Consider the following 17,861-nt stretch of genomic DNA (forward strand, 5'->3'; position numbering starts at 1 on the left):
CCAATTTAATTCAGATATAACCAATCATCGGACAGACGAATATGGTGGTGACCTTGCTCAAAGATTAACCTTCATGAAAGAAGTAATTAAAGCAGTTGTCGACACAATCGGTACAGAACGAACAATGGTCCGATTCTCTGCTCATAAAGCAGATATACCAAATTACATGTGGGAAGATCCAGAAATGGCTATTCGTATATTTATTGAGGCATTTAAGGAAGCGGGTGCAACAATGATTCACCCATCGATTATGCAATTTGATCGAGTGCTTGCAGATGGAAAAACGATGCATCAATTAGTCCGAAAATACTGGGATGGTGTCATTATTGGGGTAGGTACATTAAATCCAGAAATGGCGAATCAGGCGATTGAAGAAGGAATAATTGATGTCGCTGCTTTCGGACGTCCATTCATTTCTAATCCTGATTTTATTCATCGTTTAAAAAATGGTGAAAAATTGGAAGAATACGATGTTAAGAAGCATCTTCATACATTAATTTAAATCACTAGAATAGAAGGAAGCTTATATTATTATTATGGCTTTAAGTACAGGTGTAGCGGTCGTTACAGTTTTAAGTATCGCAGCAAAGATTGCACCTGCTAATAAAAAGGCAAGTTCAATTGCAACAGTTGTCATGGGATTTACCGCATCATTAATCATTGGTGTTCCTATTGGACGTTTTATTACATCTACGTATGGCTGGAAATTTGTATTTATCGGTATCGCATTATTAGTTTTACTTGTCATTTTTATTGTTTTAAATACCATACCAAAAATGAATGGTGATACTTCAATCCCTTTAACGAGTCAAATTGCTATGTTCAAAAAACCAAAAATTGCTTTAGCATTATCAATCACCTTCTTATTAATGACAGGGTACGGGATTATTTTTACTTATTTATCTCCATTCCTTGTAAATACTGTAGGTATGAGTGAACATCTTTTAAGCATTACTTTACTTGTTCTTGGAGTTGCAAGCTTATTTGGTTCTAAACTAGGTGGCCTAAGTGCAGATAAAAGAGGCGTAATTTTTACATTAAAAAGAGGGTTACTTGTAAACGTAACATCTTTAGTCGTGCTTTCATTCCTATCACATTCCATTATTGCAGTATTTATTATATTGACAGTCTGGTCATTTGCAGGATGGTCATCAGGTGCAACTCAGCAATATAATTTAGCAACGATATCACCTGAATCCTCAGATGTGCTGCTAGGTCTGAACCAATCGATGATGCAATTAGGTTTCGCGGTTGGTGCAGGTTTAGGTGGAGTAATTGTGGGGCAAATATCATTATCTTCCATTACATGGTTTAGTGCGTTAAGTGTTGTGTTTGCAAGTATTACAACATTTGGATTATCACGTTACTTAAATAATAAAAAGATAGTCAACCAAGGTTACGTGGCACAAAAGCGAGCTTGATCAAAATGGGAGTCTTAAATCGTTATCAACAGAATAAGAATAGTGAGTTTACAATAAATCTTCAAGATAAGAGAAAGTATCACGATTGTGATTATTTTAATTGGAGCCTAGCAATAATTGCTAGGCTTTTATTATTCACAGTAAGCACAATTATTTCATAAAAAAGAAACGGACCACAATGAGTCGGAACCACCATTTATCATTCCATTATAATGAACAACTGTTTTCGAATTATTCTTTTAATGCTTCAATTTGGATTGAAATGGTAATTATATCTCCTATTAGAAAACCAAATGGATTTATAGTTGAAGGTAAAGATAAACCGTAATCGTTTCTATAAATTTGTCCCTTACTACTGAATATAACTTTTTCATTTTCACAAGAATTCTTTCCAGATCTATTAATAGAAATATTGAATGTTTCAAAACGTGAAAGTCCTCGAACAGTTAATAACCCGTAAATATCATACTTATCTGTATCCTTTTTCACAATATTTTTTGATTTAAATGTGATTGTAGGAAATTGCTCATAATCAAATAAATTCGTCCTAAGGTGAGCATCTAGAATAGTATTATGAGTTTTAATACTAGATACATCTATATTGAAATGAATATTTGCTGTTGTTAAATCAACTAGGTCTGCCTCAATTGAAGCATTAAATTTACGAAATGCTCCGTAAACCGTAGAAACGATCATTTTGTTTACTGAAAAATTAACATTACTATTGGCAGGGTTAACGTTCCAATTTGCTTTTGTCATTTTATTCCTCTAAATTCATCTGAGAATTGATAACCAATAAATAAAACATTGTAACCATTACAAGAATATCATATCCCATTTTGGTGTGCATTACTTTAATACGAAGGAGTAATATTCTCATTGAAAAAATTAGTAGTTTAGAGAACAAAAATGAGGGACGTTCTTCAGCTAACGGATGCAAGTGTTGAAAATCGAGCTGCCATGTAGGCGGCTTTTCTTATTGAAATAACGGGCAATCCCTTTATTTATTATTCACGGAGGACCAGGTGGCAATTTATATGCCTTTGAACGAACTATAGGTCCTTTACTCTCGATGGAAAGAACTATTGTTTATTATGAACAACGTGGATGTGGGAGAAGTGATAGTCCGACTGCTAATGAGGCATTTACTTTTAAAGAGTTAATCGGAGATTATTTAGGCAATCCAAGAGTGGACGGGTTTTGAAAAAGTAGACTTACTTGGATATTCGTTTGGCGGAGAATTAGCACTTGAAATTACTCACATTCTACCAGATAAAATCAATAGAATTGTGCTTTCAAGCTCTTGCTTAAAAGGTTTGAAAGCACAATTTTTTATACAAATAGCAGGTCTTTGTTGCTTCCAGCTCGATTTCATATTCCTTGGATAATACTGCTGCTATCTTGAATGTTTCGAGATCAATGGTGAAAACCATTGTCGTGCTTTGTGTCATGTGGGATTGGCCCATCCAAGGAATCCAGATATGAGACGGCTTGTTTGAAGTTCATCAAGAACAGGTGAGCCAAGTCCATAGAAAATCCATTTCGAACCACAATACGCATGATCGTTACTTCTTCCATGTCTGGGGGTAAAGGATAAGCAGGCACTTGCCAGCCGAATATGCGCAATTGTCGAGACAAGTCATAAAGATTCCAGTTTGAGGTGTATCCTTCTTTCAATCGCCATGCAAATACCGGAATATCCGAGCCGTCTGTAAGTAGTTCAAAAGGTCCCATGTCAAGAATCGCCTTGCTTAGTAAGTGCGCCACTGCTTGAGAAGCCTTTTGCACCTCATAGTATCCGTCTTTGCCTAAACGCAGAAAGTTATAGTATTGCAGGAGTACTTGTGCGCCAGGTCTAGAGAAATTCAGGGCAACCGTCGGCATGTTCCCGCCTAAATAAGACACTCGAAAGATGAGATCCTCAGGGAGATCTTCAGCCTCACGCCAAATTATCCATCCAAGACCTGGGTAAACTAATCCATATTTATGTCCGGAAACATTGATGGACTTCACCCTAGCCAACCGAAAATCCCAGACTAAGTCAGGTTGAAGGAACGGTGCTATAAATCCTCCTGAAGCAGCGTCTACATGTATCGGAATATCGAGACCCGTTCTGGCCTGAAGCTCGTCCAAGGCTTTCGCAATTGCGGCGACCGGTTCGTAAAGACCGGTATAGGTCTCCCCAAGAATCGGCACCACAGCGATTGTATTTTCGTCTACGGCAGTGAGTACTCCCCCGGGATCCAAATAAGGATGATCTGGGGAAATGTTCACATAACGCGGTTCGACGTCCCAATAGTTCGCGAATTTTTCCCAAACGACCTGAACTGCGGAACTAAATACGATATTTGGCCGGTCAATTGGTTTTCCTTGTTTTTTGCGCGCGTTTTGCCAGCGTCGCTTTAACGCAAGTCCCCCGAGCATACACGCTTCCGACGATCCCGTTGTCGAAACACCCATCGTATTATGAGGGTCGGGCGAATTCCAGAGATCGGCTAAAATTCGAACACAGCGTTCCTCTATCGCCGCCGTCTGCGGGTATTCGTCCTTATCAATCATGTTCTTGTCGACTGATTCGGCATATAAACGTTCTGCGGAAGGCTCCATCCAGGTGGTAACGAATGTTGCAAGATTGAGACGGGCATTCCCATCTAGTGTGATTTCATCGTGTACAATTTGATACGCGGTTTCAGGTAACATGCCTTGATCACGCATACGAAAACGCGGAACGGCCTCTTCTCCTTTGCGGGCGAATAGGGGATTTAAAGAAAATTCGTCAGGCAACATCCTTTGCTCGATTTGCGTTCGGCGCGGGTGCCAATGTGGCATATACTATCCACTCCTTCACGGGAATTAGACTTCTTATATTGTTTTGTCAATAAATGCCGTAAAATATTCATAACGCAGTGTTACGTCCATAGATGAAAGCTTAATTGTTTGAAGTAGATAAAAACAATGAACTCGTTCAATTAGTTGAATTTAAGAAAACTAAATTAAACAAGAGCTTGAAAATTTACTCGGTATGTCAGTGGATTTTCTTTCTGAGAAACTGTTCATCCGATGCTGAAGGATTGTATTTTTAAAAGAGGCAGTGCCACTATTTTATGAAGGGATATCTTCACGTATAGCGAATAATTAATTAACAGAATATTATAAATGAAGGAGAATGAAGTTTGGTATTACCTAAATCTAGATTTGAAACCATTAATGGAATGGAAGTTCATTTTACGCAATGGGGTGATCCGCAGAAACCAACTGTGGTTTGTTGGCACGGCTTAACTCGGAACGGGCGGGACTTTGATATTTTGGCTCGCCATTTAGCTCAAGATTATCATATCCTTTGTCCTGATACGATTGGGAGAGGATGGAGCCAATGGAGTTCTTTCCCTGAAAAGGATTATTGTTTTGAAAATTACAGTAATTTAGCTATTGGATTATTAGACCATTTAGGAATAGAGCAAGCCCGTTGGGTAGGAACCTCGATGGGAGGAGCTATTGGGATTCGTATTGCTGGAACGCCTCTTCACCAAAATCGTATTACCCACTTAATTTTAAATGACATTGGTGCAGGTGCTTCTGATAATGCTGTTCAAGATATTGAAGGCATAAAACGAATTATCAGTTATGTTGGAACTCCTCCACAATTCAAAACCTTTATCGAACTAAAGAATTATTATAAGACTATTTATGCCACATTTGGTCTTTCTAACGAACAGGAATGGAATGATTTTACCCAATATTCTTGCAGACGAAGAGATGATGGTGGAATTAGTCCTAATTATGACCCGAACATTGCTTTACAATTTCAGCACACCGAGGATTTAAACTTATGGAACCAGTGGGAAGCCATTCAATCTAAAATATTACTCATACGAGGGGAGATATCAGACGTATTGCCCCTAGATGTGGCGGTAAAAATGCAGCAAAAACCAAACTGTCAAATGGTATCGATTCCAAAACTAGGACATGCACCAGCTTTAAATACGGAAGAACAAATCTCCATCATCGAGAATTTTCTTCGATAAATTATTATTGAACATGTAAGATATCCCTTAAAGCCCAGTTTGAGTCGGTTCTTGATTTAACTTCCAAATCTCTTTCGAGTATTAAAGTCCAGTTAAACCAGCATGAGAAAAATGGTCTTACATTCAAAACTATGGAGATTCAGCTGCCATTTCTGGGCAGCTTTTTCTTGTTGAACGGACAATTTAGTTTAATAAAGGATACATAATTTAGTTTTTCAAGAGTATTTTTTTAGAAATGCTATTAATCATTCAGGGATTACCCAAAGGGGGGATGGTTTGTTTGATAAAACTAGTGCAGTATGAGAATCTTACATTATTTAAGAAAGATGTGATCTCATTCTTAGAAAAATTTGAAGCTGAAAACAATCTAGTTTTAGGCGTCTTGCTATCTATAAATGAAAATGAAGAAAATCCTCTTTTGATGGCAACGGTAATAAAAGACAACGACATTGGGTTGGTCTTACTACAAACACATCCTGGACAAATAATCTTATCAAAATCAGTTTCTTTTACGTCCAAAGAAATACACGTAATAGGAGAAAAGTTGAGTAACACAATTCAAGAAATACCGGGCTTTATTGGTGAAAAGAAATTAACTACTGATTTAGCTATTTATGTTTCGAACTTAAAAGGGATTCAAGCCAATGTCTTTATGGACCAAAAAATTTATAAACTAGAAAAAGTTGTAAAAAAAACAAATACACATGGAATGCTTCGGAGAATTATAGAAAAGGATCATCACACAATTAAAGAATGGGTGTATCAGTTTTGTTATGAAACTAACCAACCTATAAGTTTAGAGGAAGCAGATAAAAAAGCTAAATTAATGATTAATAAAGGGAATTTCGTTGCGTGGGTAGTGAACGAAGAATTGGTTTCTATGGCTTATGCTACTCGTCCAACCCAAAATAATATTACAATCAGCTGTGTTTACACACCGATTAGCGAAAGAAAAAAGGGATATGCTTCAGATTGTGTTTCTGCTTTCACTCAAAACTTGTTAGATCGAGGTTATAAAACAACAAGTTTATACACTGATATTAGTAATCCTACTTCCAATAAAATTTATATTCAAATTGGATATGAAGCGATAATGGATTCAGTCATGATCCTTTTTAAATAGAAACATTGAAAAATCGATAGTGTGTCCTGCTTTGATTTAGCTTGAAACCCTATCTTATTGCTAGTTCAATTACTAAATAGATTGTGAAGAATTGTACTTAAAGTAACAGGTGCAAGAGTTAAAGATGGGGACCGCTGATGCGATCCTTTTTTCTTGTTGGAGCAGGAGTTAAATAATATCTATTAATTAAATAGTTGGTTAACTCAATGGGACAGTACCATTTTAGTTTTTTAGGGAAGGAAATTTAAAAAATGACCCAAATTACATTCTTAGCTTCATCCAAACCATTTGAAATACCAGATGAAATTGAAGAATACAATAATCGAACAATATTTGAACGTGAGGAAGATGTTATCTTTTTCTCTGTTCAAGAGGTTGATGATTATTGGAAGAAAAAGATTGAGGGGTTGTTTTCTTTGCCCTACGTTTATGAAGTAAATGGTGTTGGAAATCGCTTATTTCTAACATACATTGAAAAGTATCTGGAATTAGGAGATGTTTTGGAAATTTACCAAGTACCAAATCAACACGTTTTCGAAGAATACAAACAAAGGTTGGAAGAACATCCTGAGCCGATTGAAGTAAATGTAGGGAGTTATACTTACAGGAACATTTATGGTTTGTATCAATTAAATTCTATAAAGTGGTTAGAGGATCTTAACCACCGAAATTATATTACACATCGTGGTATTACAACAATTGTTAAGTATTGAACGCAGGGGATAAATCGAATAAATAAATGGATTGAATCGTAAATAAAAATCTATATTTGTTCTGACTAACGGGTGGAAAAAGGTTAACTTTTCCAATAAATTGTAATAATATTAATTTAATTCTATTAGAAGAGGTGAGTTTAGTTGAGTATAGTTGAGCAGAGTACAAAGTTAGATTTAGAAAGAATTGTTTTTATCGGGAGAACTTTTGAAGAGTATTTTGATATGTTTTCTCTTTCAAAAGAAGAACTAGAGGGAAAGAAAATACTCGATTGTCCAGCAGGAGCTTGTTCGTTTACTGCTGTTGGTAACAAATCTGGTTTTGATGTAAAAGCTTGTGATATTGCGTATTATCATTCTGGCGAAGACTTGAAAAATAAAGGTCTTCAGGACATTGAACATGCTATGGAGCATATGCAAAAAGCCAAGAGCAATTATATATGGGATTATTTCAAAGATGTAGACGGTCTTAGGAAACATCGTTTAAGTGCCTTAAAAGAATGTGCTAATGATATGATGGAATCGAGTGAAAGATACATTCCCGTTACTTTACCTTCTTTGCCGTTTAAGGATTCAGAATTTGATATACTTCTTTCTGCACATTTTCTATTTATGTATGCTGACCGATTAGATTACCAATTTCATATCAAAACACTAAATGAGTTATTGAGAGTTACTAATGAGGAAATTCGTATTTTCCCTTTAGTTGATTTAGAAGGAAAGCGCTATGAACATTTAGATAAATTAATAAAATATCTCGCTGATAATGGTTGTACAGTTGAAGAAGTTAAAGTACCATATGAATTTCAGACAAATGCTAACTCGATGTTAAAAATAATAAAAAGGTAACAATGAAAGGGGCGACGTTTAACGTTGTCCTTTACTTGTTCTAATACCTTCTTTCACTAACGAATCAAGATAGTTGAAAAAGGACTTTGGGCTAACGAAAGAGAAGAATATAAGATCCTTAAATTGGGGGAGAGTGGGTTCAGAAATGATTAAAGCTGTTATATTCGATTTAGATGGAACTTTGTTAAATAGAGATGAATCAGTAAAAATGTTCATTAATAGGCAATATGACAGGTTGAATAAATTAGTAGGTCATATCTAAGGTGCTAGGGTTAAATATGGGGGACTGCTGCGGCAATCCCTTTTCTTGTTCCGCTAACGAATCAGTTTAGTGGAATAACACAAATGGGTGATTATGGTATAATTAAATATTGTGGTGGGATTATACTCAGCCAAATTCGTACCGTTTGGTTTATTAAACCACGCTCAGTACGATAATTATCAAAATGAACAATACAACGATTAATACAAAGCCGCTGCCGCCATACCCACCGCCGTATCCACATAATCTCCACATATCCTTTCACCACCTTTTTATCAGAAAATGGAATAATACTCTCAATTTGGATAAGCGTTAATTGGACAATCATCATCGGAAAAAAACTATTTCTAAAAATGCAAAAAAACGTCTGCAATAAATGCAAACGCCTCTTCTGAGGTATTGATATATGCTTGGTGGACTTGGATAATAATAACATATGCACCCAGAATAAAGTTGAATGGGACAAGTGCTGATTAAAAGTAAATTAAGTATGGGATGGACATTTTGAAACTCTTTAATATGATTGCTATGCCTGGATTTGTTTCACAAAAACATAGAAAAACGCTTTTATGCCGACTAAAAAAATAACACCCCAAAATCAGATGTAATTCTTTAACGCCCAAGGCGACGCCGTCAGTTACTCGCCTTGGGGGTCCGCCATCGGTAGGAATCAGGAGATTCCTTGAAATTTTATAAGTCTCCTAGAAACACTGTTTAAATCATTTGCTTTATTAGAATCTGCGTCTTCTTCTTTCTCTATCGAATTCAAAGCGTCTTTTTCTTTCGAATTCAAAGGGGAAAAAAATGATTTCAAAGGGGAAAAACCGTCTTCTTCTAAAGTCGTCGCGAAAGTCTCTTCGACCAAATTCAAAAAAAACCATCTGTAATCATCCTCCTTTCATTTCAGAAGTCTCTATAACAAAGGGCAGATTAACTTAACCTGCCCTTTGCTCTGTGCATTTTAGTAGCTCATGAAAGAAGATCCGATAATGATTAGAAGAATGAACAATACAACGATTAACGCAGTTCCCATTCCGTCACCCATATATAGCACCTCCAACTATTCTTATGTCAATTGACTTTGCTCGAAAAATCCAACTGTTTTGATTATTTAACATTAGCAGACACTAGCAAGTACGATGATCAACAGAATGAACAATACAACGATTAATACAAAAGTACTGCCGCCATAACCGCCGCCATAACTGTAACTGTCGTATCCGTAACCGCCACATAGGCCCCAACCCATATCTTTTCACCACCTATTGAAATATCTGAAGTAAAACTTTTCACTATCTATATATATTTCTTAAGACAAGGATGGATTGGACAATCATCCTATGGTTAGAACAAAATATGCGATTTACTAATACAATTTCAAAAATGAAAAGAAACGTCTGCAATTAGCATTTAATTTTTCAGTTCTTCAACTAACTTTTGTTCAGAAAGCTACTCTAAGGACATTAATGTTCCTTTTTTATTTTGAGTAATTATTAAACATTCATTTTTAACAGAGCCTTTATTCTTTTATTTATACAAAACATTTGTTCGCATACACTAGGAATGAAGGAGATGTTCGTTATGACTATAAGAGATCGCGGAAAAATGAAATGGAATGCAGCGTCATTCATCCCGCAAGCATTCGAACAGCAGCGGGAAATGTTTAATGTTGATGAGCGACAGCCACGTCCGCTACTAAGCGAATTCGATACCGAGGAGTTTGACCAGCGGATAGCATATGCGATGGAATATAAGCTACCGGTAAAGCTTAAGGTATGGGATGACGGATTCACCACGGAGATTACGGCTTACCGGAAAGTTCCTTTTACGCATGAGTTGCGCGTAGAGGTAAAGCCTGGCGAATATGAACGGGTGGCATTCGAAGCTTGTTGAAGATGGGGTTGGGGTGTTTATCCCTTTATTTTTTTCCCTAACGGGAGTTTAGTTGAACAAGGATTTTTCACTTCATTAAAGAAATTTTGAGACAAAAAGGAAATTAGGGGATGAAAGGCTTGCTAACAGTCGAATGCCCTTGGGGTATTAGGTATAGAAGTTATAATATAAAATAAGGGCTTAATCTGATGATACTTTATATAAACTGATGCATAAGCTAGAAGTGACTATCAGCCATACCGACACATTATACTTCCTCAGTGCTTTATTATGCGTTCGGTGCATTACAGCCAAATAAAAAAGCCCTAAAACAAGGGCTTTTTTATTTGAAAAAATTAGGTTGGATGCTTTTAATTAATAAAAGACAGTTGCTCCAATGATGATTAATAAAATAAACAAGACAACGATTAAGGCAAAACCTCCGCCATAACCAAAGCCGCCACCATAACCGTAGCCACCACAGCCGCCGAATCCTCCGTAACCGAACATAAATATCCCCCCCTTTCAATAGGAGTATTTAATTAATAAAATCCACCGCCGTATCCTCCACCCATAAAGGACGCTCCAATAATAATAAGCAGGATAAACAATACAACTACTAATGCAAAACCTCCACCAGCTCCTACACCATCCATTTAATAACCTCCTTTACATCTATTCCATACAAATTATGATTAAATCCAAAAGGTGTCAGGGCTCTTGCGAAATATAAAAGCCCAATCTTTACTATGAGAAAAAATCATTAATCGAAACTGCTGTATTATGTAGCGAAAAAAAGACTCCTTAACGCTAAAAAGTGCTTAGATAAATTAAAAATAGAAAATAAAAAATAAAAGGGGCTTAACCACCTTGGTTCTTCATATAAACAGATGCATAATCTAGAAAGTAGCCGCTATAGACCATATTCAAGCATAGACATAGACCTTAAAACAGAGATAGTCTCAATCAAAAAAAAGCCCTATAAGAAAGGGCTTTTTTAGGTTCTTCTTAGAAACAAATTACTGCACCTACCATAATTGATACGAATTGGCCTTTGGGATTAAGGTAGGCTAAAGGGAAGAAGTTAAGTTTGTGAAGAAATGTACTTAAAGTAACGGGTGCTTGAGTTTATGATCAGAGCTCTCATTGAGGCCGCTTTTTCTTGTTGAACTAACGGACAGCTTAGTTCTAAAAATAAAATGCTATTGACAAAAAAATTAATAAGTATTATTATTATCTCAGATTCAAGATAACTTAATTCGAGATTATTTAAGGGGGTTAAATTAATGGAGAGGAAATGCAATAATTTGCCCTTTCTGATATTAATGCAAACATCTAAAGCAATTCATGATCGAATAAAGGAAGAAATGACAAAAAACAAGCTTGGTATTACAGAATTTTCTGTTTTAGAGGTACTTTATCAAAAAGGGAAACAAACGATTCAACAAATTGGAAATTGCATATTGGTCTCAAGTGGTTCGATGACCTATGTTATAGATAAGCTAGAACAAAGAGGTTTATTAGGCCGTCATGCCTGTCCAGATGATCGCCGAGTGATACATGTGACATTAACTGATAATGGAGGTGAATTGATGAATGAAATCATGTTGAAATATCATGAGTTAGTTGATGATATGTTTGATTCATTAAATTCTGATGAGGCAGAGACATTGGTGAATCTTTTGAAAAAAGTAAGGAATAAAGTTTAAACGTGCATTTTTTTTAAAATAATATCTTGAATTCGAGATAAAAAACAGGAGGACTTTAAGATGATAAACATTGGTTTATTAATCATTCGTTTGGTAATTGGTTTACTATTTGTGGGTCACGGTGCTCAAAAATTATTTGGCTGGTTCGGTGGCTATGGATTGAAAGGAACCGGTGGATGGTTTGAATCCATTGGCATGAAACCAGGAGTGACCATGGCTCTTTTCGCAGGGTTAGCAGAATTGATTGGCGGAATTTTGTTTGCATTAGGACTTTTAACGCCACTTGCAGGAATTTTGATTGCAGGGACTATGGCAATGGCGATTGTTAAAGTCCATGCTCCTAATGGATTATGGGCAACAGCTAATGGATATGAATACAACTTAACTTTACTTGCAGTTGCTATTGGTATAGCTTTGGTCGGTCCGGGTCAGTATGCTTTAGATTCTTTTTTGTTCTAAAATATCGGTCTTTTATGAGACCTTTACCTATTACAGGGGCACTTTAATTTCTAACAAAAGAATTAAATCAATATTGTGACAGGAGTGAAATGAGATGGAACTATTAGGACTACATCATGTATCAATATTAACAGGAAAAGCGGAAAAAAATTATGAATTTTATACAAAAATTTTAGGAATGAGATTGGTAAAGAAAACGGTTAACCAAGATAATACAGAATCCTATCATCTTTTTTATGCTGACGCGGAAGGAACCCCAGGAACTGAAGTTACGTTCTTTGACATTCCTCATCTTGGGCAAACATACAGGGGAACTTCAGATATTTCTACTGTATCACTAAGGGTTAGAAATTCAGATTCATTATTATTTTGGAAAGAGCGTTTTATACAATTTGGGGTTGAACATGATGATATTCAAAAAAGAGTAAATCGTGATACATTGGCTTTCAGAGATTTCGAGGGGACTCGCTTAATACTGGTAGCCGATAACGGTGAAAAAGGTGTGAGAGCTGGGATTCCTTGGAAAAAGGATGACATTCCACTGGAACATGCCATTATTGGTTTAGGACCTGTAACTCTCACAGTCGCAATTGCTGAACCAACTATCGGTGTTTTAACAGAAGTTATGGGTTTTCGCTATGCTGGTTCTTATCCATCACTTGAAGGGGATTATCCAGATATATTGATTTATGTAACTGGAGAAGGGGGCAGCGGTGCGGAAGTTCATATTGAAACAAGACCCGATTTGCCAAGAGTCCGCTTAGGTCGTGGAGGTGTTCACCATGTTGCCTTCCGTGTTCCGAACGAGGAAGAATATGAACAATGGGCTGTACGATTGAAAGAATACAGGTTACCGAATTCAGGAAAAGTGGAACGGTATTACTTCAAGGCATTATATTTCAGGGAACCCAATGGTATCTTATTTGAATTATCAACGGATACCCCAGGATTTGCGACAGATGAACCAATGGAAACAATGGGGGAAAAACTAGCACTTCCACCATTTTTGGAACCTAATCGAAAAGTGATCGAAGAAAAATTACGACCATTGATCTTAAATTAACTCTTGGAGGAATATAGAATGAACCATCTAAAAGGAATACACCATGTAACTGCTATTACAAGTAGTGCAGAAAAGAACTATGAATTTTTCACTTATGTTTTAGGAATGCGTTTAGTTAAGAAAACGGTCAATCAAGATGATATTCAAACCTATCATCTTTTCTTTGCAGATGATAAAGGCAGCGCAGGCACAGACATGACTTTCTTTGATTTCCCCGGTATTCCGAAAGGCTTACATGGTACAAACGAGATTTCAAAGACATCGTTTCGTGTACCGAGTGATGAATCATTAAACTATTGGGTAAAACGCTTTGATCGTTTAGAAGTCAAACATACTGGAATCAAAGAGCAATTTGGTAAGAAAACCCTCTCTTTCATTGATTTTGATGATCAGCAATATCAATTGATTTCAGATGAATTCAATAAAGGGGTGGAATCTGGAACACCATGGCAAAAAGGTCCAATTCCACTGGAATATGCCATTACTGGATTAGGACCCATTTTTGTTCGTATTGCGAACTTTGATTACTTTAAAGAAATGATGGAAAAAGTCCTATTATTTAAAGAGACAGATAAAGAAGGGGCATTCCATTTATTTGAAGTGGGGGAAGGCGGGAATGGTGCCTCGGTCATTGTTGAACATAATGCCATTCTTCCTGAAGCCCGGCAAGGTTTTGGCACGGTTCACCATGCGGCATTACGTGTAGAGAATCGCTCTGTTTTAGAAGAATGGATTGAACGGATGAATAGTTTTGAATTCCATACATCAGGTTATGTAAATCGTCACTTTTTTGAGTCCTTATACGCAAGAGTGGCACCGCAAATTTTATTTGAGTTCGCTACCGATGGTCCTGGTTTTATGGGTGACGAACCTTATGAAACGCTTGGGGAAAAGTTATCTTTACCTCCATTCTTAGAGCCTAAACGTGTAGAAATAGAAAAATTAGTTCGCCCAATTGATACAGTGAGAAGTACACAGGAATTCATCAAAGAATAAAAAGAAAAATATTCAACGAAACAGTTATTTACGAAGTTCTTGATACAATTCTTTCTCAAAAGGAAAACACGAGTTTTCTGTTCAGTGGTGAACAGTCAACGGGAACAGCTACAGTTGCGGAATGGGTAAAAAAAGCGAATCAATAATAAATAAATGAGTCAATAGGACATTTTCTATTGACTCATTTATACCATCTTTTAATTGAGATGTTCCGAAAGGAAGATGGCGAAGAATTGAACTTAGCTAAAGGAAACTTGAGTTATTTATCTGGGTTGTTGCAGTTAACTCATTTTTTATTGTGCTATAGGAACAAAAAGTAAAATGAAATATTATTTACTTGAAAATACATAGATATCTATGTATAATGAAAAACATGATAAAATATGACACAGCATCAAAAGTTGGAAAGATTAGAGACGCAGTAAACAATTTGATTTTGTCGGAGCTTAACAAACACGGAGTGGATGGTATCTCCCCATCTCATGGGGATATTTTAGTGTGCCTTTACGGAAAAAATGGCTTATCCGTGAAGGAGCTGGCTGAAAAAATTCATCGCACTCAACCGACAGTAACAGTTTTAATTGATAAATTACAGAAACTAGGGTTTGTAGAGAGAAAAAAGAGTCAGGAGGACAGCAGAGTAACTTTAATCAATCTTACGGAAAAGGGAACCCAGCTGGAACCGATTTTTCGTGAGATCTCAGAAAAATTAAACACTGTCATTTATGGGGGTTTAACGCACACCGAAAAAGAACAGTTGGAACGTTTGTTAGCAAAAATCCTAGAAAGATTTTAATTTTTTTTGATAATTATATAGATGTCTATGTATTTATAATTCAAATTTTGAATAGTGAAAAAGAATAATGAAAGGAGAGATAAAAATGATACGATTTGAACAAGTATCGAAACAATTCCCTAATGGACCCTTTGCCGTAAAGTCTTTAGATTTTGAAATAAAGAAAGGCGAATTTTTTGTTTTAATCGGACCCAGTGGTTCTGGTAAGACAACCACATTAAAAATGATTAATCGCCTCATCGAATTATCAAAAGGTTGGGTTTGGATTAATGGGAAGAAAATAAGCGATTATGATATCAATGAACTTCGTTGGAATATTGGGTATGTGCTTCAGCAAATTGCTCTTTTTCCACATATGACAATTGCTGAAAATATTGCAGTTGTACCGGAACTAAAGAATTGGGACAAAAAAAAGATTGCTGCTCGTGTCGATAAATTGTTAAAAATGGTAGGTCTTGACCCAAAAGAATATCGAAATCGTAAACCTAGTGAACTATCGGGCGGACAGCAGCAACGAATTGGTGTAATAAGAGCTTTAGCTGCCGACCCCGAAATCATTTTGATGGACGAACCGTTTAGTGCGCTTGATCCATTTAGCCGGGAAAAAATACAGGATGATCTGCTTGAAATTCAACGAAAACTGAAAAAAACGATTGTCTTTGTCACACATGATATGCAAGAAGCTTTAAAGCTAGGGGACCGTATTTGTCTGATGAAAGATGGTGAAATCGTTCAGGTTGGTACTCCACACGAATTCTTAACCAATCCTGCCAATGATTTTGTGCGTGATTTTGTTGGGAGCGGTAAATTATCGATTGATTTGGAGAAACTTATCACTCCCATTACAGGAGAACAAGCATTATTGTCCGATATGAAAACCATTTCCTTATCTACTCCAGTAGATGAAGTATTAGAACTACTAGCATCATTCGAACCAATTTCTGTAGAGGAAAATGGAAAAGTAATCGGGATCATCAGCAGACAAAATGCAGTGAAGGTAATGTCACGATATTTGAGAGAAGGAGGGCAAATTCATGAGTAATTTGGTAAGTGTCTTATCAGATAGAAAATCTCAGCTTCTGAACGCTCTTTTGCAACATATAGAAATATCGTTAATCGCTCTTTTTTTCTCATTAATTATTGCGATTCCACTAGGAATCTATTTAACACGAAAACAAAGTATGGCTGAATATATCATTGGTATTACTGGAGTGCTGCAAACCATTCCTTCTTTAGCCTTGTTGGGTCTTCTGATCCCACTTTTTGGAATAGGAACGGTCCCTGCTGTGATTGCACTAATCGCTTATGCTCTGCTTCCTCTGTTACGTAATACCTATACAGGAATAAAAGAGGTAGAGCCCTCCTTACTTGAAGCCGCAAGCGCCATGGGAATGAACAGAAGAAAAAGACTATTAAAAGTCGAGCTTCCTTTAGCCATGCCTGTCATCATGGCAGGTATCCGAACAGCTACCATTTTTATTATAGGAACTGCCACAATTGCTTCACTCATCGGAGCAGGTGGTTTAGGGGATATTATTCTACTTGGAATATCCCGAAACGATTATTCACTTATTATCCTGGGAGCTGTGCCCTCCGCACTTTTAGCGATTATTTTTGACCTTCTACTTCGAAGACTCGAAAGAATTTCCTTTAAAAAGATAATGATCGCCTCTGGTGCTTTCGCACTTGTTATCGTTCTAATCGTTGGCTCGATGATTGGTCCGACACTTTTTCAAAAAGAGCAAAAGCCGATTGTGATCTCTGGCAAATTTGGTCCAGAGCCGGAAATTCTAGATAATATGTATAAATTATTAATCGAAGAAAATACAGAATTGAAAGTAAAGTTAAGAACAGGCTTAGGCGATACGACCTTTGTATTTAATGCATTAAAATCGAAGGATGTTGATGTTTATCCGGAATTTTCGGGAACCGCCATTGCCAACTTACTAAAAGAGAACCCTGTAAGCACAAACAGTAAGGAAGTGTACACACAAGCAAAAGAAGGTATGGCTAAAAAATATAACATGGCATTGTTATCCCCAATGCAATTTAATGACACCTATGCAATAGCGGTCCCAGAAGATTTTGCAAAAAAGTATGATCTGAAAAAGATTTCCGACCTTGTAAAAGTCGGGCAGTATGTTACAGCCGGTTTTGATCCAGAGTTTGCTGACATAAAAGATGGATATCCCGGCTTGGCGCAGAAATATGGCTTGAATTTTAAGATTGTTACAATGGACCCGTCTGTAAGGTATCATGCCATTCAAACAGGCAAAGTAAATCTGATGAACGCCTATTCAACAGATGGTGAACTGCAAAAATACCACCTAGTTGTTCTTGAAGATGATAAGCATTTCTTCCCGCCATATCAAGGCTCACCTTTATTGCGGCAAGAAACCATAGATAAATACCCAGAGATTGTACCAGCATTGAACAAACTTGCCGGAAAGATTACCGATAGTCAAATGCAAAAAATGAACTATGAAGTTGGGGTCGAAGGAAAGAGCGCCGAAGATGTGGCAAGAGACTTCTTAATAAAGGAAGGTCTCTTGAAAAAATAGCGTATAAGGGGG

The 17,861-nt window shown here is 36.6% G+C and carries 23 protein-coding genes and 1 pseudogene; 17 read left to right on the forward strand and 7 right to left on the reverse strand.

The window, feature by feature from the left end:
- Together KW850_RS25835 and KW850_RS25840 are read left to right on the forward strand one after the other, a co-directional pair.
- Positions 1–502, forward strand: a 502-nt coding sequence (locus tag KW850_RS25835) for an oxidoreductase (RefSeq protein WP_483862191.1), incomplete at its 5' end; no start/stop codon positions are given.
- Between the two features lie 34 nt (positions 503–536).
- A complete protein-coding gene (locus KW850_RS25840) occupies positions 537–1,421 on the forward strand; it encodes an MFS transporter (RefSeq protein ID WP_218350631.1) in 885 nt (294 codons plus the stop codon).
- Positions 1,422–1,652: 231 nt separating this feature from the next.
- Here the strand turns inward: KW850_RS25840 and KW850_RS25845 are convergent, their stop codons facing one another.
- A complete protein-coding gene (locus KW850_RS25845) occupies positions 1,653–2,180 on the reverse strand; it encodes a YceI family protein (protein WP_218350632.1) in 528 nt (175 codons plus the stop codon).
- Positions 2,181–2,430: 250 nt separating this feature from the next.
- Between KW850_RS25845 and KW850_RS34350 the strand changes: the two genes are divergently transcribed.
- Positions 2,431–2,625, forward strand: a complete 195-nt coding sequence (locus KW850_RS34350) for a hypothetical protein (protein WP_374226392.1) — start codon at positions 2,431–2,433, stop codon at positions 2,623–2,625.
- Positions 2,603–2,809, forward strand: a complete 207-nt coding sequence (locus tag KW850_RS34355) for an alpha/beta fold hydrolase (protein ID WP_218350693.1) — start codon at positions 2,603–2,605, stop codon at positions 2,807–2,809. Before KW850_RS34350 ends, KW850_RS34355 begins: the two co-directional genes overlap by 23 nt.
- 28 nt (positions 2,810–2,837) lie before the next feature.
- Here the strand turns inward: KW850_RS34355 and gad are convergent, their stop codons facing one another.
- Positions 2,838–4,250, reverse strand: a complete 1,413-nt coding sequence (gene gad, locus KW850_RS25855; protein WP_218350633.1) for a glutamate decarboxylase — start codon at positions 4,248–4,250, stop codon at positions 2,838–2,840.
- Between the two features lie 344 nt (positions 4,251–4,594).
- Here gad and KW850_RS25860 point away from each other — a divergent pair, with 344 nt between their 5' ends.
- The 5 genes and pseudogenes from KW850_RS25860 to KW850_RS33555 form a co-directional block, all read left to right on the forward strand.
- Positions 4,595–5,446 (forward strand): alpha/beta fold hydrolase, encoded by an 852-nt coding sequence (locus KW850_RS25860; protein WP_218350634.1) that lies wholly within the window; start codon positions 4,595–4,597, stop codon positions 5,444–5,446.
- Between the two features lie 280 nt (positions 5,447–5,726).
- The gene (locus KW850_RS25865; RefSeq protein WP_218350635.1) at positions 5,727–6,569 is read left to right on the forward strand and encodes a GNAT family N-acetyltransferase; all 843 of its coding nucleotides are present in this window, start codon (positions 5,727–5,729) and stop codon (positions 6,567–6,569) included.
- Between the two features lie 251 nt (positions 6,570–6,820).
- Positions 6,821–7,282: a hypothetical protein gene (locus KW850_RS25870; RefSeq protein WP_218350636.1), complete on the forward strand. Its 462-nt coding sequence runs from the start codon at positions 6,821–6,823 to the stop codon at positions 7,280–7,282.
- Positions 7,283–7,426: 144 nt separating this feature from the next.
- Positions 7,427–8,131, forward strand: a complete 705-nt coding sequence (locus KW850_RS25875) for an SAM-dependent methyltransferase (protein ID WP_218350637.1) — start codon at positions 7,427–7,429, stop codon at positions 8,129–8,131.
- A gap of 145 nt (positions 8,132–8,276) precedes the next feature.
- Positions 8,277–8,390, forward strand: a pseudogene (locus KW850_RS33555) (HAD family hydrolase); the annotation flags it as partial.
- 156 nt (positions 8,391–8,546) lie between these two features.
- On the opposite strand, the gene KW850_RS25880 reads toward KW850_RS33555, so the two are convergent.
- The 3 genes from KW850_RS25880 to KW850_RS25890 all read right to left on the reverse strand — a co-directional run bounded on the left by KW850_RS25880 (position 8,547) and on the right by KW850_RS25890 (position 9,642).
- Positions 8,547–8,648: a YjcZ family sporulation protein gene (locus tag KW850_RS25880; RefSeq protein ID WP_218350638.1), complete on the reverse strand. Its 102-nt coding sequence runs from the start codon at positions 8,646–8,648 to the stop codon at positions 8,547–8,549.
- Between the two features lie 706 nt (positions 8,649–9,354).
- The gene (locus KW850_RS25885) at positions 9,355–9,438 is read right to left on the reverse strand and encodes a YjcZ family sporulation protein (RefSeq protein WP_218350694.1); all 84 of its coding nucleotides are present in this window, start codon (positions 9,436–9,438) and stop codon (positions 9,355–9,357) included.
- Between the two features lie 72 nt (positions 9,439–9,510).
- Positions 9,511–9,642: a YjcZ family sporulation protein gene (locus tag KW850_RS25890; protein ID WP_218350639.1), complete on the reverse strand. Its 132-nt coding sequence runs from the start codon at positions 9,640–9,642 to the stop codon at positions 9,511–9,513.
- 332 nt (positions 9,643–9,974) lie between these two features.
- On the opposite strand from KW850_RS25890, the gene KW850_RS25895 reads away from it, so the two are divergent.
- Positions 9,975–10,286, forward strand: a complete 312-nt coding sequence (locus KW850_RS25895) for a YolD-like family protein (protein WP_218350640.1) — start codon at positions 9,975–9,977, stop codon at positions 10,284–10,286.
- Positions 10,287–10,640: 354 nt separating this feature from the next.
- On the opposite strand, the gene KW850_RS25900 is transcribed toward KW850_RS25895, so the two are convergent.
- A complete protein-coding gene (locus tag KW850_RS25900; RefSeq protein ID WP_088085489.1) occupies positions 10,641–10,775 on the reverse strand; it encodes a YjcZ family sporulation protein in 135 nt (44 codons plus the stop codon).
- Positions 10,776–10,807: 32 nt separating this feature from the next.
- Positions 10,808–10,921 carry a YjcZ family sporulation protein gene (locus KW850_RS25905; protein WP_205178538.1) on the reverse strand — a complete coding sequence of 38 codons (114 nt, stop codon included), beginning with the start codon at positions 10,919–10,921 and terminating at the stop codon, positions 10,808–10,810.
- Positions 10,922–11,551: 630 nt separating this feature from the next.
- Between KW850_RS25905 and KW850_RS25910 the strand changes: the two genes are divergently transcribed.
- From KW850_RS25910 to opuFB, 7 genes are all read left to right on the forward strand, one after another.
- Positions 11,552–11,974: a MarR family winged helix-turn-helix transcriptional regulator gene (locus KW850_RS25910; RefSeq protein ID WP_218350641.1), complete on the forward strand. Its 423-nt coding sequence runs from the start codon at positions 11,552–11,554 to the stop codon at positions 11,972–11,974.
- Between the two features lie 60 nt (positions 11,975–12,034).
- Positions 12,035–12,433 carry a DoxX family protein gene (locus tag KW850_RS25915; protein WP_218350642.1) on the forward strand — a complete coding sequence of 133 codons (399 nt, stop codon included), beginning with the start codon at positions 12,035–12,037 and terminating at the stop codon, positions 12,431–12,433.
- 94 nt (positions 12,434–12,527) lie between these two features.
- Entirely contained in the window at positions 12,528–13,496 is a 969-nt protein-coding gene (locus KW850_RS25920; protein ID WP_218350643.1) for a ring-cleaving dioxygenase, read from the forward strand.
- 18 nt (positions 13,497–13,514) lie between these two features.
- Complete coding sequence (locus KW850_RS25925) at positions 13,515–14,492, forward strand: ring-cleaving dioxygenase (protein WP_218350644.1); 978 nt, start codon at positions 13,515–13,517, stop codon at positions 14,490–14,492.
- Positions 14,493–14,856: 364 nt separating this feature from the next.
- A complete protein-coding gene (locus KW850_RS25930; RefSeq protein ID WP_374226391.1) occupies positions 14,857–15,288 on the forward strand; it encodes a MarR family winged helix-turn-helix transcriptional regulator in 432 nt (143 codons plus the stop codon).
- 85 nt (positions 15,289–15,373) lie between these two features.
- On the forward strand, positions 15,374–16,330 hold the full coding sequence (gene opuFA, locus KW850_RS25935; RefSeq protein WP_218350645.1) for an osmoprotectant update ABC transporter ATP-binding subunit OpuFA: 957 nt from the start codon (positions 15,374–15,376) through the stop codon (positions 16,328–16,330).
- Positions 16,323–17,849 carry an osmoprotectant update ABC transporter permease/substrate-binding subunit OpuFB gene (gene opuFB / locus KW850_RS25940; protein WP_218350646.1) on the forward strand — a complete coding sequence of 509 codons (1,527 nt, stop codon included), beginning with the start codon at positions 16,323–16,325 and terminating at the stop codon, positions 17,847–17,849. The genes opuFA and opuFB overlap by 8 nt, the downstream gene beginning before the upstream one ends.
- The last annotated feature ends 12 nt before the right edge of the window (positions 17,850–17,861 follow it).

This window comes from Bacillus sp. sid0103 (assembly GCF_019219025.1).

What these genes read in the sequence shown, in the direction of transcription:
- KW850_RS25885 (WP_218350694.1), bottom strand. Translation starts at nt 9,438, where the DNA reads ATGGGTGACGGAATGGGAACTGCGTTAATCGTTGTATTGTTCATTCTT.
- KW850_RS25840 (WP_218350631.1), top strand. Translation starts at nt 537, where the DNA reads ATGGCTTTAAGTACAGGTGTAGCGGTCGTTACAGTTTTAAGTATCGCA.
- KW850_RS25930 (WP_374226391.1), top strand. Translation starts at nt 14,857, where the DNA reads ATGAAAAACATGATAAAATATGACACAGCATCAAAAGTTGGAAAGATT.
- KW850_RS25845 (WP_218350632.1), bottom strand. Translation starts at nt 2,180, where the DNA reads ATGACAAAAGCAAATTGGAACGTTAACCCTGCCAATAGTAATGTTAAT.
- KW850_RS25890 (WP_218350639.1), bottom strand. Translation starts at nt 9,642, where the DNA reads ATGGGTTGGGGCCTATGTGGCGGTTACGGATACGACAGTTACAGTTAT.
- KW850_RS25915 (WP_218350642.1), top strand. Translation starts at nt 12,035, where the DNA reads ATGATAAACATTGGTTTATTAATCATTCGTTTGGTAATTGGTTTACTA.
- KW850_RS25910 (WP_218350641.1), top strand. Translation starts at nt 11,552, where the DNA reads ATGGAGAGGAAATGCAATAATTTGCCCTTTCTGATATTAATGCAAACA.
- KW850_RS25870 (WP_218350636.1), top strand. Translation starts at nt 6,821, where the DNA reads ATGACCCAAATTACATTCTTAGCTTCATCCAAACCATTTGAAATACCA.
- opuFB (WP_218350646.1), top strand. Translation starts at nt 16,323, where the DNA reads ATGAGTAATTTGGTAAGTGTCTTATCAGATAGAAAATCTCAGCTTCTG.
- opuFA (WP_218350645.1), top strand. Translation starts at nt 15,374, where the DNA reads ATGATACGATTTGAACAAGTATCGAAACAATTCCCTAATGGACCCTTT.
- KW850_RS25905 (WP_205178538.1), bottom strand. Translation starts at nt 10,921, where the DNA reads ATGGATGGTGTAGGAGCTGGTGGAGGTTTTGCATTAGTAGTTGTATTG.
- KW850_RS25895 (WP_218350640.1), top strand. Translation starts at nt 9,975, where the DNA reads ATGACTATAAGAGATCGCGGAAAAATGAAATGGAATGCAGCGTCATTC.
- KW850_RS25920 (WP_218350643.1), top strand. Translation starts at nt 12,528, where the DNA reads ATGGAACTATTAGGACTACATCATGTATCAATATTAACAGGAAAAGCG.
- KW850_RS25925 (WP_218350644.1), top strand. Translation starts at nt 13,515, where the DNA reads ATGAACCATCTAAAAGGAATACACCATGTAACTGCTATTACAAGTAGT.
- gad (WP_218350633.1), bottom strand. Translation starts at nt 4,250, where the DNA reads ATGCCACATTGGCACCCGCGCCGAACGCAAATCGAGCAAAGGATGTTG.
- KW850_RS25900 (WP_088085489.1), bottom strand. Translation starts at nt 10,775, where the DNA reads ATGTTCGGTTACGGAGGATTCGGCGGCTGTGGTGGCTACGGTTATGGT.
- KW850_RS25880 (WP_218350638.1), bottom strand. Translation starts at nt 8,648, where the DNA reads ATGTGGAGATTATGTGGATACGGCGGTGGGTATGGCGGCAGCGGCTTT.